This is a genomic window from Rheinheimera hassiensis (assembly GCF_022436675.1).
In the GTDB taxonomy this organism is placed as follows: Bacteria; Pseudomonadota; Gammaproteobacteria; order Enterobacterales; family Alteromonadaceae; genus Alishewanella; species Alishewanella hassiensis.
In genome coordinates this window covers 527,140-542,790 of sequence record NZ_JAKUJZ010000001.1, presented here as the reverse complement: position 1 = coordinate 542,790, position 15,651 = coordinate 527,140, and the positions used below count along the sequence as shown (strand labels likewise).

The following is a 15,651-nucleotide window of genomic DNA, read 5'->3' as shown; positions in this document are numbered from 1 at the left end:
GAAATGGAAATTATAGAGATCTACATCCTTTGCAAAGAAAGATCCAAAAAGTTGGTTTTGGAGTTTTTAGATAAACTTCTTCCCAATAGGGATACTTCAGCAGAAGATTATCCCTATCCAGAATATGATGATGAACCTGAGCATGTCTATGATGATATTTATGATTTAATGGTTGTATTGGACGATAATAAAAATGAGTCGTACTCATTATATTGGGGTGCCACTGATAGCGCTGAAGTAAAAAACGCGATGGTTTTCTATACAGCAGACGGAGGATTAATAGCTGGTATTGCGGTTGAAGATGGTGATAGGGAAGCTTGGCTCAAAAGACTCTCCAAATTAGTTGGTGGTAAGTTTGGTTACGTGAGTTTTGACAGTCCTCCCCCAGAGACTACTCAAGACTTTATAGCGTATTGCGAAAGTTCTGATCAAATAAGGCTGGTTGCAGGTAATGTAATACAAGGTTAACTTTTGTGTGATGTCCCGTTCATACCGTTCGCATGGTTGGGGTGGATAAAACAACCGGATTTTGTTTGAGATTTAATCGACTTCCGGTTGTTGGCAATCACCTGAAATGAGCAGAACCACCAGCAGGCCGCGCAGGCTTGTCCGGTAGAAGTGATCAGCGTGGAGCAGCGGGCCTGGCAATCCGGGCCAGTGCCACTACTAATGCTGTAGCCTGATAATTCACACCACCAACAAAGGCTGTTGTTGCTGATCTAACCGGATAATATGATCGGCAGTGCTGGGTAGCTGCTGCCAGCTGGCTTGGGTTAAGCGCTGAAACGGCAACATAAACCGCGCCAGTTCGGCTTCTGTCATGCCTTTACCACGGCTTTGCCACAGCTGTTGCTCTTGCTTGGCACGCCAGCGGCATACGCAATCCCAGCTGGGTGCCTGTAGCCAAATCAGTGGTGCTAGTAACCGCCAATATTCTGCGTAAGGCCAGGCCAGTTGCTGGTTTACATAATGCCTCCAGCGGCCGCTGCTATCCTCGTGTGCTTCCAACTCGTTAACCGGTGTCGTCAGTTCTGCTTCAGCCTGCGCCGTTACACCCAGGCACCAGCCTTCAACAATGAGAATATCCAGTGTTTGTGCCGGTAAGGTAGCCGCAGGCTCATCCAGGGCTTTATCAAATTGCGGCAATGCTACCGGCTCGCCGGCCATCACCGCTCTGGCATCGGCCAGTGCCTGCGTAATATTTTGCGTACCCGGTACACCGCGTTGTGCCAGCAGGGGGTGAATATCTTCTGCCAGTTGCCGGCGCTGTGCTTTGCTCAGGTAGTAATCGTCCAGCGATACGGCGGCAGCGCTGCAGCCTGTTGCATTAAACATCTGCGTCAGCATAGTGGCCAGCGTACTTTTGCCGCTACCCTGAGCACCGCTGATACCGATAACCACCGGGTGCGGCATATTCTGCAGTGCGCTGAAGAGTTGCTGCAGCATTTGCCGGTAAGCCTGCTCTGCATCTGTATTAAGCTGCAGCTGTTGTAAACATGCGTTAAGTTGGCTCATTGTTGCCCGGCCTGTTGTTCTTCCAGCCAGCGATACAGCGTGCGGCGGGTAATGCCGAGCATTTCTGCCGCTTGTTGCTTATTGCCATTGGTATGCTGCAATACCTGACGCATATAGTTGTGTTGTACCTGCTGCAGGCTGGGCCAGCTGGTGTCACTGGCTTGCTGCGGCACCGCCGGTTTGCCCTGATAGCTGACAATACGCTCGGGTAAGTCGTCGGGGGTTATTTCATGGCTGCTGGCAAAGGTATAAGCCCGCTCCAGCGCATTTTGCAGCTCGCGCACGTTGCCCGGAAACGGATAACGGTACAGACAATCCAGTGCATCGCTGCTGATACTGTGTACATTCGCCGGTTGTTTTTGCTTTAACTGCGCCAGAAAATGCTGCGCCAGCAGCTCCAGATCGTCGGCACGCTCGCGCAGCGGCGGTATATTCAGCGTAAAGGTTTCCAGCCGGAAGAATAAATCGGCGCGAAACTGGCTGGCTTCAACCAGCTGTTCTAAATTCTGATGCGTGGCGGCAATAATGCGTACATCAACCGCTACTTCGTCATCGCCACCCACCGGCCGCATGCGGCCTTCCTGCAATACGCGCAATAATTTGGCCTGCAACAGCAGCGGCATTTCGGCTATTTCGTCCAGCAACAGAGTGCCACCATCGGCCTGTTTAAATAGCCCGGCGCGGCTACCTCTGGCACCGGTGTAGGCGCCAGCGGCGTGGCCGAAAAATTCACTTTCCATCAGTTCGGCCGGAATGCCGGCACAATTTATCGCAATAAAGGGCTTGCTGGCGCGGTCACTTTGCTGGTGCAGTGCCTGCGCTACCAGCTCTTTACCGCTGCCGCTTTCACCCAGAATTAATACTGCGCCCTGCGCTTTGGCTATGCGCTCAGTTTGCTGGTATAAACGGCGCATGGCACGGCTTTGGCCGATCATACCACCCGGCCCTTGCTGGCTGCTCTGGCGGTATTGTTGCACTTCCTGTTGCAGCGCCTTATGCGCCAGTAAGCGCTCAACACTAAGCAGCAGATGTTCTAAATCCAGTGGTTTGGTAAGAAAGTCATCGGCACCCTGTTTTAGGGCAGCCACGGCCTGGCGTACGGTGCCAAAAGCGGTGATTAAAAGCAGTGCCGGTGGTTTAGGTTGCTGGCGCAAACGTTGCAACAGTGCCATACCATCAATACCTGGCAGGCGGATATCGCTTATTACCAGATCAGGCGTTAAATCTTCCAGTTGCGTCAGTAAGGCTTCGGCACTGTCACAGGCTGCTATCTGATAGCCATGGCTGGTTAACTCTTCTTGCAATAGCTCCAGCAGTGCCGGGTCGTCCTCTACTACTGCAATACGGTACGGTGAGGCGTTTTTCATACATTGGCCTCCGGTTTAGCTGCTATTTCTGCCTGTAACGGCAGGGTTATACGCACACAACCGCCGCCTTCTGGCCGGTTCGACAACAACAGTTTACCCTGATGCTCCAGCACAATTTGCTGCACTATGGCCAGCCCCAGCCCGGTACCGCGGCCCTGCGCTTTGGTAGACACAAACGGTGATAACAGCTGTTCGGTACTAAATTGCGGCGGTAAACCGGCGCCATCATCCAGCACACTAATGGCCAGCTCGCCGGCATTTGCTTCCACCTGCACCAATACACTGCTGGTTGCCGCCTGCACCGCATTACGCAGTAAATTCACCAACGCCAGTTCAAGCCGGCCCGCGTCACCATACAGCGTTACTTTCGGGCACGGCTGTTGCAACTGCGGCTGTGTATCTTCGGCCTGCAACTCAAAACTGAGGCTGTGAATGGCCTGTTGTAATAATTCGGCTACTGACAGCGGCTGGCGCTGGGCCACCGGCGTATAAGCAAATGCCTGTAATTGCCGTACCAGTGTGCTTAAGCGCGACACCTGATTACGTACGGCCTGCAACTGTCGCTCGGTGTCTTTATCGTTGTGCTCGCGCAGTACGCGTTGTACACGGCCATCAATTACCGTGAGCGGAGCGCCAAGCTCATGCGCTACGCCACTTACCAACTGACCTATTACCGCCATTTTTTCCTGTTCTTTTAATTGCTGGGTCAGCAGTTGTTGTTGCAGCTGCTGCTGGCGCAGCTGATGCTCGGCCTGCTGCATGCTGTCTAGCATGGCGTTTAAACCATGGCCGACTTCCTGAAACTCGGCCGGGCCAGACAGCACAGCCCGGTGTTGCAACTCGCCTTGCGCCACCCGGCGCATACTGCCCTGCAGCTGCCATAAATAGCGGCCAATGGCCTTGTTATGGCCAAAGCGGATAATTAAAAAACTGAGCAGCGCCAGCGCGCCCCAGCTAAGCCAAGCCAGACGGGACAAATGGGTTAATGATTGCTCAAAGTCACTGGCGCGGCGGGTAATTTGCAGCAGGCCATGAATACGGCCACTGCGATCGGTTACCGGCATAAACTGCGAATATAACTGCCAGCCGGATACCACACTATAAGATTCCTGCTGCTCGCCGGTACGCACGGCTTCCGAGGCCGCCAGTGAGCGGGTTAAATCAGTTTCTGCCAGCCCGGTCGAGGCTACCAGCCTGCCACTGGTGTTATAAACCGCAGCACCATAAATTTCATTGATGGCAAACACCGATTCCAGATTTGCCAGTATAGCATTGCCATCGCCACTGAGCAGGGCGTCACTTACCGGGGTACGAATGGCCCGGCCGATTAGCTCCAGATCGCTGCGCAGGCTCTGGCTTACCATGTCGTGGGTAAAGCTAAGGCCAAAGCGGATGGCCAGGCCACACAGCAATAACATAGGTAAAACCACATAGCAGAACAAGCTGCGCTGTAAGCTGCCTTGAGGCCAGCGTAGTAAACTGGATAGTTTTGTCACAATGTCTCCTTTGGTGTGTAATAAGTATACATAAACTTAGCGGTATAGCCGAATCTCAAGTCGCCATTTAAATATAATTCATTAAATTCAACAGCTTAAAAATTGGCACGCAACTGGCAATAGTAACATTGCAACAGTAATAATGAATTGTTATCAGAGGAGACTCTTTATGCGTAAAACTTATTTAGCCGCCATTCTGGCTGGTCTTACCCTGTCTGGTGCAGCGTTGGCACAACAAACTGCTACAGAGACGCCTACTCAGGCTGCAGCAGCTACGCAGCAAAGTGCGGTAGATTTGAGTGACGCTAATTTGCTGAAGTTCAGTGTAGCTATGGATTCCATCCAGAAAGTTGGCTCAGAGTATGAAAGTAAGTTCCAGGCAGCTGAAACGCCGGAGCAAGCCCAGCAAGTGCAGCAAGAAGCACAGGCTGAAATGGTAAAAGCGGTGGAAGCGGCGGGTTTAACTGCTGATGAATACAATGCCATCGCCCAACAGGCTCAGCAGGATGAAGCCCTGCGTAACAAAATTCTCGCTATGGCGAAAACCCCTGCGTCAAACAAGGGTTAAGCCAGGCAGAACCGCTGGGTAAACCTGCCAGCCAGGCCGGAGCTGATCCGACTGGCTGGCAACCTTTCACTTTTCGCGTTAGGCTAAGTGCAACATTCTGTTGATTCAGTGAGTTGCCATGTTAAACGCCGCAGCTAAACCCCTTGTTAAACTGGTTGAACGCTACCTGCCCGATCCCTACATCTTTGTGTTACTACTCAGCATAGTGGTGTTTGCCGCAGCAGTGCTGTTTGAGCAACAAAGCCCGCTGGCCGTTATAGGCTATTGGGGTGATGGCTTCTGGGGCTTACTCGGTTTTTCCATGCAGATGCTGCTGGTACTGATTACCGGCTTTATGCTGGCCAATACGCCGTTGATCACGGCTATATTAAACCGCCTTGCCGCACTGGCAAAAACCGCCGGCCAGGCGATAGTGCTGGTAACGGTGATCTCATTAATTGCCAGTTGGTTAAACTGGGGTTTTGGATTAGTAGTCGGCGCTTTATTTGCCAAAGCCTTAGCGCGGCGCATCAAAGTAGATTACCGCCTGCTGGTGGCCAGCGCCTATTCCGGTTTTGTGGTGTGGCATGGCGGCCTGGCTGGCTCAGTGCCGCTGACTATCGCCACACCAAATCATTTCAGCGAAGCGCAAATTGGCATTATTCCCACCAGCGAAACCATTTTTGCCGGTTTTAATCTGCTGTTAGTCGCACTGCTGTTTATCGCCGTACCGCTGGTGAATTATCTGATGTTACCGGCCAAAGGCGACAGTGTGTATGTTGACCCGGCCAAGCTGCAGCCTGCTCAGCCGCTGGATACCGGCAGTGCGCGGCCGGCTGATAAGCTGGAAAACAGCCTGGTGCTGGCGTTGTTGGTCGGCTTTGCCGGTATTGCCTACTTAGTGCAATACTTTGCCAAAGGCGGCACATTGAACCTGAATATCGTTAACTTCTTATTTTTATTTCTTGCCATAGTACTGCACGGCACACCAAGACGTTTGCTGCACAGCCTGCAACAGGCGATAGCCGGCGGTGCCGGCATTGTTATTCAGTTTCCGTTTTATGCCGGCATTATGGCTATTATGGTGCAATCAGGCCTGGCACAAAGTATGTCGCAGTGGTTTATCAGCTTTGCCAGCGCCGAATCACTGGCGTTCTGGAGCTTTATCAGCGCCGGTATTGTGAATATCTTTGTACCTTCAGGCGGCGGCCAGTGGGCAGTGCAGGCACCGGTAATGCTGCCGGCGGCGCTGGAGTTGGGTGCTGATGTTAGCCGCATTGCCATGGCCGTGGCCTGGGGCGATGCCTGGACCAACCTTATTCAGCCGTTTTGGGCTTTGCCGGTATTGGCCATTGCGGGTTTAAAAGCTAAAGATATTATGGGCTTTTGTCTGGTACAACTGGTTATTACCGGGGTAATTATCAGTCTGGTATTAAGCTTTGTCTGAGCTGGCAGGGTCAGCTCAGCTCAATTTACTTCTGGTTTAATATTTATAAATGATAATCGATATCAATCACAATAGCGGTTGATAAGGATTCCTATTAACATTAATATATGTGGCTTGATGTAAGGTACACAGGCACTAAAAGATGGCAAAACTCAGTAATCGTTTTTGGTTTCAGTTGCATGGCTGGTTTTCGCTGCCGATCTGGTTGGTGTTTTGCTTTGTTTGTTTAAGCGGCACGGTTGCTGTATTAAGTCATGAACTTACCTGGCTAACCAACCCGGCATCGCGTGCAACAAATCCTGACAACCTGCCAGCCAAACCCACCGCAGAACTGGTAGAAATAGTGCAGCAGGCACATCCTACGGCAGCAATTACCATGGTTGTGGCGTTTGAACCCTACCTGGTAAATGGCGTGATGTTTACTGATCACGATAAGCCAATGGCCATTGCCTACGTTAATCAGTACACCGGCGAAATTCAGGAGGTTAATCAAGGCATAACCTTTATTAATTTTATGCGCAGCCTGCACGGCTGGTTGCTGTTTCCGTGGCAAAACGGCTACAGCGTTGGCTATTATCTGGTGTGTGCCATGGCAATAGTAATGCTGGGGGCCTTAATTACCGGCCTGATTATCTATAAAAACTTCTGGCGTGCTTTTACCCAGCCCAAATTGCGGCTGAATCAGGGGAAAAAAACTATCCTGACCGACTTACACCGTTTAGCCGGGGTATGGTCTATCTGGTTTTTATTGGTGATGAGTGCCACCGGGGTGTGGTATCTGGTGCAGGCAGTGCTGTGGCACGCCGATATTGATATCGAGCCGCATGATCCTATTGTCGCCATTCATGACTTACCGACAGAACAACAAGCACCTAAGGTCGATTTCGCTGCGGCAATGCAGATAACACAGCAGCGCTTCCCGGATTTTCAGCCAAGCTACCTGATGCTGCCAGAGCATAACCGCGGTATGTATACGCTGGTGGGCGGTGGCGACCATATTTTCTATGATCAGTATTCGTATCATCTGAATATTAACCCCTGGACCGGCGAAATTGCCAAAGCCAAATCACCAGAAACCATGACAGCACTGCAAACGGTAATGCATATTGCCGACCCGCTGCACTATGGCACTCTGGGTGGGATCTGGACGAAATTATTGTGGTTTGTGTTTGGCCTGATATTAAGTGGTATGTCGATTACCGGTTTTATGATGTGGGGCAGCCGCACCGTGAAAGCGGCCAGAGAGCGGCGCAGCACCGACAACAACCTGTTAACGGAGGCCAAAGATGGCGTTTAAAAACAGCTTTTGGCAGCGTAATAAATTTAAGTTAAGCGGTTTGCTGCTGATATTGCCGTTCTGGTTTTTGTATGACTCGTTAACGCCGGTATTCCCGCCAGCCTGGAGCGAGCAAGCTGTTGGCCCTTACGTTATAACGCCAATGCCGTTTGATTTAAAGCAGCCTTATGCGCACCACGAAGAGTTTGTAAAAGATTTTTTGCTGATGTTTAAGCAAGGCGATGTTAATACTATCCGCCAGGGATACGTGAATATTGGCCCCTCAGCGTTGCCACTTGCCACACTGCAACAAGGTGATGAAGGCATATTACATGGCAGTGAACATGGCCTGCATGTACATGCGATAGCGCCAAAGCAGTTTAGTGCCACGGATAAACTTTGGCTTACTATTGAAACCTGGCAGGGTGAACTGCTGACCAGCAGCTGGGAGCTACCACCGGAATTACTGCCCAAAATTCTGCCATAGCCTGATCGCGCCGCAGTGTTGGCGCGTAACCTGTGGCATGCCAAACAAACCACAGGTAGTAAAGGGTGACAATAGCAATTATTGGCGCAGGTATCGCCGGCGCCGCCTGTGCCGCTGCACTTACGCAGCAGGGGCATGATGTGGTGGTGTTTGATAAAGGCCGCAGTGCCGGCGGGCGTATGAGCAGCAAGCGCACTGAGCAGGGTTACCTGGATTTAGGTGCGCAGTATTTTACTGCCCGTAGCGACGCTTTTCGGGCGCAGTGTGATAAATGGCTGCAAACAGACACTATTAGCCGCTGGAATGGCCGTTTGGCTGTGTTTGATGGCGGTAACCTCATGCCATCACCGGATAATACCGAACGCTATATTGGCCAGCCTGCTATGCAGGCGCCGGTGGTGCAGTTACTGAATAACATTCACCTGCAGTGCAATTGCCAGATAGATCAGCTGCAATTTGATGGTAAGTATTGGCAACTGTTCAGTAAGGGTATTGCGCTTGGCAGCTTTAGCCAACTGGTGCTGGCGATACCACAGCAGCAGGCGCAGCAGTTATTACAGCCTGTTCTGACACAAAGTGCCCGGCTGACAACACTATTTGCCGCTACGGCGCTGTTGCCATGCTGGGCGGTAAATATTCAGCTTGAGCAACCTTTCCTGCCTTATGACGCTATTTTTGTTAAAAACCACCCTCTCAGCTGGCTGGCCCGGCAAGCCTCCAAACCGGGGCGTTGCAGTGCAGAGCACTGGCTGTTGCATTTCAGCCCGGCGTTTTCAGCCCAACATCTTGAAGCCAGCACTGAAGTCATAGCTGAGCAGGCTGTTATAGCCTTACAGCAGATAAGCGGGCAGCCAATAAATGCGGTAACAACCCTTTGCCATCGCTGGCGTTATGCCCAGCAGGCAGCTGAGTTTCCGGTAGCTGGCGCAATATATTTACCGGCATTAGCGCTGGGGCTGGCCGGAGACTGGCTTAACGGTGGCCGGGTAGAAAACGCCTGGTTAAGTGGCGTGCAATTGGCAGAGGAGTTAACGCTATGACGCAGTCTGTGTTGGTTATTGGCGCCAGTAAAGGCATAGGTTTGGCGCTGGCCCGGCATTACGCAGATAGCGGCGCCAGTGTTTGTACAATAAGCCGGCAAAATAATAGTGTCGGCAACGCTGGCATGCACTGGCTGCAAGCCCCGTTGCTATCGGAAGAACACAGCGCACAGGTGGTAAAGCAGGCATTGCTGTATCAGCCGGATACCATCTTCATTTGTAATGGCGTATTGCACGACGACAAAGCTATGCCGGAAAAAACCATTCGCCAGTTGGATACTGCCATCCTGGCTGAACGTTTTTTAACTAATGTGCAGGTACCGGCTTTATACCTTAAACTGTTATTCCCCTACCTTAGCAAGCAAGCCGATGTGCGCGTGCTGGCACTTAGCGCTAAAGTGGGCAGTATCAGTGATAACGCCCTTGGCGGCTGGTATAGTTACCGAATGACCAAAGCAGCGCTGAATATGTTGATAAAAAACCTCAGTATTGAGGTGGGCAGGCTAAATAAAACCGCTGCGATAGTGAGTATTCACCCCGGCACCACAGACACCTCATTGTCAGAACCTTTTCAGCAAAATTTACCTCAGGGGCAATTACAAACCGCGGCTGCGACTGCACAGCGGCTGGCACGTGTGGCCGCCGGGCTGAGTGCAGACAAAACCGGCCAGTTACTTAACTGGGACGGCACCACATTGCCATGGTAATCAGCGGTTACAACAAAGCCAATTAGCCCAAAATCCACCAAAGTGGCTATAAAGATTTAAGAGTTCAACGCTTACTACCTGCTTCATATCTCAAGTTTTACGCACTTTCATTGCGGTGGATATTGTTATGTTATAACATTTGCCAATCACTTCACCCAAGCAATGTAAAACTCATGAAAAAGCGGTTCTTATTTTCGTTACTCGCTATCTCTACCAGTGCAGCAGCACAAAATACCGGCAATAATGCTATTGAGCATCAAGAGGCTAATGCCGGTATTGAGCATATTGAAGTTAAAAAACACTGGCAGCCTTATCGCGGCAATGTACCACTTATTGATACGCCGCAAGCCATCGATCGCATTAGTGTTGATAAATTAGAAAACGAGGGCATTACCCGTCTTAGTGACGCCTTAGACTTTTCTGCATCTATCGTTCGACAAAACAACTCTGGTGGTATGTTTGATAGCTTTGCTATCCGCGGTTTTTCCGGCGATGAATCCAATCCAACTGGTTACTTAATCAACGGTTTTAACGTACGCGGCTATAGCGGCAACAGAAGTACGGTAAATATTGAAACCATTGAAGTCATGAAAGGGCCCGGTTCTGCGCTATACGGCCAGGGAGAGCCTGGTGGTACCATCAATGTGATCACCAAGAAACCCCTGTTCGATGAGCAGGGTTACCTTCAGGCAACAGTAGGAAATTACAACAAGAAAGTACTGGAATTTGACTACACCAATGGCCTTAACGATGTCAGTGCTTACCGTATTACGGGGGCTTATGAAGATTCTGATACACACCGGGATCATGTTTTCTTTAAAAATCTAAACCTAAACCCCTCTTTTATCTGGAACATTTCTGACCAGACCAGTCTCAGCTACGAGATGGAAATTCTTGATCAGGAAAAACCACTGGATCGCGGTGTTTATATTTTAGATAACGATTTCGACGCGGCCAATCCTGAAGATTTTTATGGTGATATTCGGGACCGTGCCCACGAAGTTAAAGCCTTTGGTCATCAATTGATCTTAAATCATACACTGAGTCAGGATTGGCACCTGTTAACCGGTTTTGCCTACAGAGATTCATCCATGAAGGGGCAATCTTCAGATACAGAGTTATCAGATGGCAGGCAGTTGCTGTTAACTGATCCCAATCGTTTATCAAGACAACGCAGAGAGCGGGATTATCAGGCACGGGATCTGTCTTTACGTTTTGAGCTAAGTGGTAACATCCAGCTTGCCGGTATTGTGAATAACGTATTGGTCGGCGTAGATTATTACAATTATAACCTGGACACTGATTACAGATTGTGGCGAACAGTCTGGGGATCTGGCGATACAACCTATAGCATTGACCCGAATAATCCTGATTACACCATCTTCCGCCCGGACGTGTTACCGGCAACACTGACGGATGAAAAACAGCAAGGCTTAGGTTTTTATGCCCAGGACTTAATTGAGCTGACAGAGAGAACGAAGTTACTACTTGGTTTTCGGGTAGATCGGTTTGAGCAAGATATTTTCAATAGAATCAGTGGAGTATCTCAAAGCCAGGATAAAACACAATTTACACCACGGGCCGGCTTTGTTTATGAAATTAACGACAGTGTGAATTTGTACACCAGTTATGCTGAAGGCTTCAGACCCAACCCGGGGCTGGATTCTGACAGAAATGCCTTTGCTCCTGAGGAAACCAGCTCTTTTGAAATCGGTGCTAAATGGCAAAATCTCGCCGGACGTTTCTCAGGTAGTGTTGCTATTTTCGATGCAGAAAAAACCAATATGTTGACGGCTGTACCAAACTCCAATTTTTCAGCAACCTTAGGTGAAGTAGCAAGTCAGGGAATTGAATTTCAGCTAACGACCAGCCTGACGACAAGCACCAGTATCGACCTGGGCTATGCCTACGTTGACGCAAAAACAGCTAAAGAGGCAACCAATCTCGAGTGGGGTGTACCTATTCCTAAAGGCTCACGGTTAATAAATATCGCTAAACACTCTGGCTATATTTCTGTGAATCACTTTACTCAGGTATTAGCCAAAGACGCTTTTTTTGCTGTAACTGTACGCCACGTTGGTGACCGCGTGGGTGAAACAACCGATGCGAACTACATTTTGCCTGCATATACCCTGGTTAACCTGGCAGCGTCTGTCGATTTAAGCCAACAGCTTAGCCTGAAGTTTGATGTAAACAACCTGTTTAACGAAGCATACATTGAGAACTCTTACCATAAGTTATGGAACCTTCCGGGTTCGCCGGTAAACTACAGTGTTAGTGTGAAATATCAGTTCTGAAGTTAAGGCTTCCCCCACTACATGTAATATTTTTTATTGAATTTCGGGACGATTTAAAATGCAGGAACTGGTTATAAGTGCTTCAAATTTATGCGTTAACGTCAAAGAAAAGCAAATATTGAAGAATGTTTCTTTTAGTGCCCGAAAAGGCGAAGTAATGGCGCTGCTGGGCGGTAATGGCGCAGGTAAATCAACTACCATCAAAACCTTTCTTGGTCTTATGACGCCATCATCTGGCTCTGTGTCATTGGCAGGGGTTAATGTGCACCAGCAACCGGATGTCGTTCGGCAAAAAGTCGCGTACTTGCCTGAGTCTGTCATGCTGTACGGCCATTTAACGGCGATTGAAAATATAAAATATTTTTTATCATTGTCTGGCAAGCAGAAGACAGCTGGCGATATTGCTGAAGCTTTACAGCGTGTTGCATTGCAGGAAGCATCCTGGAATTCAGCACTGGCTGGTTATTCAAAAGGCATGCGGCAAAAAACAGCAATTGCCCTGGCATTGCTGCGTGAAGCGCCCATTTTGTTTTTAGATGAACCCACATCTGGCCTGGACCCTGTTGCTATTGATGAATTCAATCGTTTAGTAAAACAGTTGGCCGCGCAGGGCTCTACTATTTTTATGGTAACTCACGATGTTTATGGTGCCTGCCATGTAGCTGACCGCATTGGTTTACTGCATAACGGAGAAATTGTTGGCATGTTCGACGCGCCCGAACACGGCAATATCGACTCTGAGGTCGTGCACAAAGCGTTCACTGCAGGGGCGCGGAATGAGTAGCGCGGTAATGGGTAGTAAGGTATTAGCAATCGCCAAAGACGAGTGGCGCTACTGGCGACGTTCCAGTTTGGCGCAAACCGTGTTGCTGATTGCACTAGTGTTAGCAATTGCCTCGGTTTGGGTAACGCAAGCCGCCATTACCGCAACGGCTGAAAAGCGTCAGCATATGCAATCTGATGCGACGCAGGTGTTTGAGGCACAGCCAGACCGCCATCCACACCGCATGATCCACTATGGTCATTACTTATTTCGCTCACCGCCACCGTTAAGTACATTAGATCCGGGTATCGATGCGTTTACCGGTAATGCCATTTTTCTTGAGGGGCATCAGCAAAACAGCGCGACCTTTGCCGAGCAAAAGCAAAGCAGTGGCTTAACCTGGCTCGGTAAACTCACCCCGGCGTATGTCATGCAAGTACTCACCCCGCTGCTGCTTATTGTACTGGGCTTCGGCGTTATGACCCGTGAGCGTGAGGCCGGCACCCTGGATTTTCTTAAGGTGCAGGGGGTGTCACCGCTAACACTTATTCTGGGTAAAGCTGTGGCGCTGGCCGGTGCGGGCCTGTTAATACTTGCCCCGCTTGTTGTGGGGGCACTATTGACGCTGTTAAACGGTGCCGCGCTGTTACCTGTGGTGGCTTTTGTCTTCGCCTATCTGCTGTATCTGGCTATTTGGTGCGGCATCGTGCTGGCTGTTTCTGCTTTGGCATCCTCTAACAGCACCAGTTTTAGTGGCTTAATGGCGGTTTGGATCCTCATGTGTCTTATCCTGCCGAGAATTGCCGGCAACACTGCCAGTGTTGCTCTGGCCTCGCAGGGTAAACTGGAAACCGATTTCGCTGTGCTACAAAGTATTCGTGACACAGGGGACGGGCACAATGCTAACGATCCTGCTTTTAAGGCGCTGAAAGACAATCTTTTAGCGCAATATAATGTTACGACAGTGGAAGAGTTGCCTGTTAATTTCAGAGGTGTGGTATCACGCTATTCAGAGTCGCAGCATACAGACGTTTTGAACAAATTTGCCGAGCAAAAAATGCAAATTGAGCAAGCTCAGGCTGATATTGCCCGCAAATTTGGCTGGTTATCACCGGTTATTGCCATTCAAACCGCCTCAATGAAACTGGCCGGCACCGATTTGGAGAACTACCAGCGTTTCCTGCGCAAGGCAGAAGCAATACGCTTTGACTTTGTGCAATCGCTGAACACGCTGCACGCTGAAGGGCTTAGCTACGCGCAAGATGCAAACAGATATGCCAGCCAGCAAGCGCAGAAAGAGGCGACTGTCAGCTCAGCTAACTGGCAAATACTGGATGAATTTCATTTTACACCATTAGCGCCAACGCAACTTTTTGCAAACAGTCTTATGGCGTTGTTACAGCTATTTTGTGCCATGGCTATTGTGGTGGGATTTATTTTATTTGCAGGTAGACGTATATGAGTTGGTTAGACATTTGCCGTGAAACCAGATTTGTTTTACACAAGAAGAGCGTCGCTTTAGTGCTTTTGGTTGGTTTTTTACTGGCTTTATTTTCTGTGTGGACCGGCAGTGTGGAAGTCGCGCAGCAACATGCCACCATTGAGCGTATGCAAAAAGCAGATGAGCTGGATCAAGCCGGTGTAACAAAGCGCTATGATGAGGCGGGTCTCCTTGCTTATTATACTTTCCACCTGACTTATGCGCCGCCATCTTCACTGGCCTTTGCAGCTGCAGGCGTACGTGATGTTTACCCGTGGAAACATCGTATCCGCATGCTGGCAATTGAGGGGCAAATTCATGAGTCTGATACCCAAAACCCTGAACTGGCAATGGTTGGCCGTATTGATTTTACTTTTGTAATCGCCGTGATTGCGCCACTACTGCTTATATTGTTGCTACATGATTTACGGGCCAGCGAACGGGCTGCCGGTCGGTTAGACTTTTTATCTATTACTGCGCGCACGGGCTATAGCTTGTGGCCATTACGGGCCGTAGTTGTTGTACTGACGCTGTGGTTAGCACTTGTGCTGCCTTTTATCGCAGGCGCTATATTCAATGGCGTCTCTGCCGGGTTAATACTATCGGTTATATTTATAGCACTGGTTTATATTCTGCTATGGTCATTACTGTGTTATTGGGTGGCACGTTTTAGCTTTTCTGCCCCGGTACTGGCTTCGTTTTTAATCGGCTTTTGGTTATTAACCACCTTTATTATTCCTGCTGTTGCTAATGTCGCAATTGATAAAGGCTTTCATGGCCCGCAAGGCGGCGATATTCTGATGACCCAGCGTGAGGCGGTAAATGATGCCTGGGATATTCCTATTGAAACAACCATGCAGGCTTTTGTGGTCTCTCACCCTGAGTGGGCTGACAAAACGCAGGTAAAATCGCTGTTTGAATGGAAATGGTATTACGCCTTTCAGCAACTGGGTGATGAAGCGGCCAAGCCATTAGCGCAGGCTTATCAGCAAACAGCAGAAGATAAATATCGGGCAGCGGGTTGGGTCGCATGGTTATCACCGGCAACCTTACTGCAAAGAACTCTTACCGATTGGGCGCACACAGACGCGAAAGCGGCATGGCGCTATGAGCAAAAAGTCAGAGATTTTCACGCCCAACTGCGTCATTTTTATTACCCGCTGCTGTTCAGTGACGATAAATACCACGCTGAAGTTCTGGACGCCCGGCCAGTCTTTAAACCCTGATAC

General features: G+C 49.7%; 14 protein-coding genes. 11 read left to right on the top strand and 3 right to left on the bottom strand.

What is annotated here, in order from left to right; genetic code table 11:
* Positions 1-3 precede the first annotated feature (3 nt).
* Positions 4-468: a hypothetical protein gene (locus tag MJX74_RS02330; protein ID WP_240220540.1), complete on the top strand. Its 465-nt coding sequence runs from the start codon at positions 4-6 to the stop codon at positions 466-468.
* Positions 469-687: 219 nt separating this feature from the next.
* On the opposite strand, the gene MJX74_RS02325 is transcribed toward MJX74_RS02330, so the two are convergent.
* From MJX74_RS02325 to MJX74_RS02315, 3 genes are read right to left on the bottom strand one after another with little or no spacing between them, the layout of a single operon-like run.
* On the bottom strand, positions 688-1,515 hold the full coding sequence (locus tag MJX74_RS02325; RefSeq protein WP_240220538.1) for a kinase: 828 nt from the start codon (positions 1,513-1,515) through the stop codon (positions 688-690).
* A complete protein-coding gene (locus MJX74_RS02320) occupies positions 1,512-2,882 on the bottom strand; it encodes a sigma-54-dependent transcriptional regulator (protein WP_240220537.1) in 1,371 nt (456 codons plus the stop codon). The genes MJX74_RS02325 and MJX74_RS02320 overlap by 4 nt, the downstream gene beginning before the upstream one ends.
* Positions 2,879-4,378, bottom strand: a complete 1,500-nt coding sequence (locus tag MJX74_RS02315; protein ID WP_240220536.1) for a sensor histidine kinase — start codon at positions 4,376-4,378, stop codon at positions 2,879-2,881. Before MJX74_RS02315 ends, MJX74_RS02320 begins: the two co-directional genes overlap by 4 nt.
* Positions 4,379-4,547: 169 nt before the next feature.
* Here MJX74_RS02315 and MJX74_RS02310 point away from each other — a divergent pair, with 169 nt between their 5' ends.
* The 10 genes from MJX74_RS02310 (at position 4,548) to MJX74_RS02265 (ending at position 15,648) form a co-directional block, all read left to right on the top strand.
* On the top strand, positions 4,548-4,946 hold the full coding sequence (locus tag MJX74_RS02310) for a DUF4168 domain-containing protein (protein ID WP_240220535.1): 399 nt from the start codon (positions 4,548-4,550) through the stop codon (positions 4,944-4,946).
* A gap of 118 nt (positions 4,947-5,064) precedes the next feature.
* Positions 5,065-6,372, top strand: coding sequence for a short-chain fatty acid transporter (locus MJX74_RS02305; RefSeq protein ID WP_240220534.1), 1,308 nt, complete (start codon positions 5,065-5,067; stop codon positions 6,370-6,372).
* Positions 6,373-6,514: 142 nt separating this feature from the next.
* Positions 6,515-7,669: a PepSY-associated TM helix domain-containing protein gene (locus tag MJX74_RS02300; protein ID WP_240220533.1), complete on the top strand. Its 1,155-nt coding sequence runs from the start codon at positions 6,515-6,517 to the stop codon at positions 7,667-7,669.
* Complete coding sequence (locus MJX74_RS02295; protein WP_240220532.1) at positions 7,659-8,135, top strand: hypothetical protein; 477 nt, start codon at positions 7,659-7,661, stop codon at positions 8,133-8,135. The genes MJX74_RS02300 and MJX74_RS02295 overlap by 11 nt, the downstream gene beginning before the upstream one ends.
* A gap of 65 nt (positions 8,136-8,200) precedes the next feature.
* A complete protein-coding gene (locus tag MJX74_RS02290) occupies positions 8,201-9,175 on the top strand; it encodes an NAD(P)/FAD-dependent oxidoreductase (protein ID WP_240220530.1) in 975 nt (324 codons plus the stop codon).
* On the top strand, positions 9,172-9,882 hold the full coding sequence (locus MJX74_RS02285; protein ID WP_240220528.1) for an SDR family NAD(P)-dependent oxidoreductase: 711 nt from the start codon (positions 9,172-9,174) through the stop codon (positions 9,880-9,882). Before MJX74_RS02290 ends, MJX74_RS02285 begins: the two co-directional genes overlap by 4 nt.
* Positions 9,883-10,055: 173 nt before the next feature.
* Positions 10,056-12,179 (top strand): TonB-dependent siderophore receptor, encoded by a 2,124-nt coding sequence (locus tag MJX74_RS02280; RefSeq protein WP_240220526.1) that lies wholly within the window; start codon positions 10,056-10,058, stop codon positions 12,177-12,179.
* Between the two features lie 118 nt (positions 12,180-12,297).
* Positions 12,298-12,963, top strand: coding sequence for an ABC transporter ATP-binding protein (locus MJX74_RS02275; RefSeq protein ID WP_240220524.1), 666 nt, complete (start codon positions 12,298-12,300; stop codon positions 12,961-12,963).
* Complete coding sequence (locus MJX74_RS02270; RefSeq protein WP_240220522.1) at positions 12,956-14,404, top strand: ABC transporter permease; 1,449 nt, start codon at positions 12,956-12,958, stop codon at positions 14,402-14,404. The genes MJX74_RS02275 and MJX74_RS02270 overlap by 8 nt, the downstream gene beginning before the upstream one ends.
* Positions 14,401-15,648: a DUF3526 domain-containing protein gene (locus tag MJX74_RS02265; protein WP_240220519.1), complete on the top strand. Its 1,248-nt coding sequence runs from the start codon at positions 14,401-14,403 to the stop codon at positions 15,646-15,648. The genes MJX74_RS02270 and MJX74_RS02265 overlap by 4 nt, the downstream gene beginning before the upstream one ends.
* Positions 15,649-15,651: the final 3 nt, after the last annotated feature.

Coding starts and splice junctions, on each gene's coding strand:
- MJX74_RS02305 (WP_240220534.1), top strand. CDS start 5,065: ATGTTAAACGCCGCAGCTAAACCCCTTGTTAAACTGGTTGAACGCTAC.
- MJX74_RS02280 (WP_240220526.1), top strand. CDS start 10,056: ATGAAAAAGCGGTTCTTATTTTCGTTACTCGCTATCTCTACCAGTGCA.
- MJX74_RS02300 (WP_240220533.1), top strand. CDS start 6,515: ATGGCAAAACTCAGTAATCGTTTTTGGTTTCAGTTGCATGGCTGGTTT.
- MJX74_RS02320 (WP_240220537.1), bottom strand. CDS start 2,882: ATGAAAAACGCCTCACCGTACCGTATTGCAGTAGTAGAGGACGACCCG.
- MJX74_RS02270 (WP_240220522.1), top strand. CDS start 12,956: ATGAGTAGCGCGGTAATGGGTAGTAAGGTATTAGCAATCGCCAAAGAC.
- MJX74_RS02325 (WP_240220538.1), bottom strand. CDS start 1,515: ATGAGCCAACTTAACGCATGTTTACAACAGCTGCAGCTTAATACAGAT.
- MJX74_RS02265 (WP_240220519.1), top strand. CDS start 14,401: ATGAGTTGGTTAGACATTTGCCGTGAAACCAGATTTGTTTTACACAAG.
- MJX74_RS02310 (WP_240220535.1), top strand. CDS start 4,548: ATGCGTAAAACTTATTTAGCCGCCATTCTGGCTGGTCTTACCCTGTCT.
- MJX74_RS02285 (WP_240220528.1), top strand. CDS start 9,172: ATGACGCAGTCTGTGTTGGTTATTGGCGCCAGTAAAGGCATAGGTTTG.
- MJX74_RS02330 (WP_240220540.1), top strand. CDS start 4: ATGGAAATTATAGAGATCTACATCCTTTGCAAAGAAAGATCCAAAAAG.
- MJX74_RS02295 (WP_240220532.1), top strand. CDS start 7,659: ATGGCGTTTAAAAACAGCTTTTGGCAGCGTAATAAATTTAAGTTAAGC.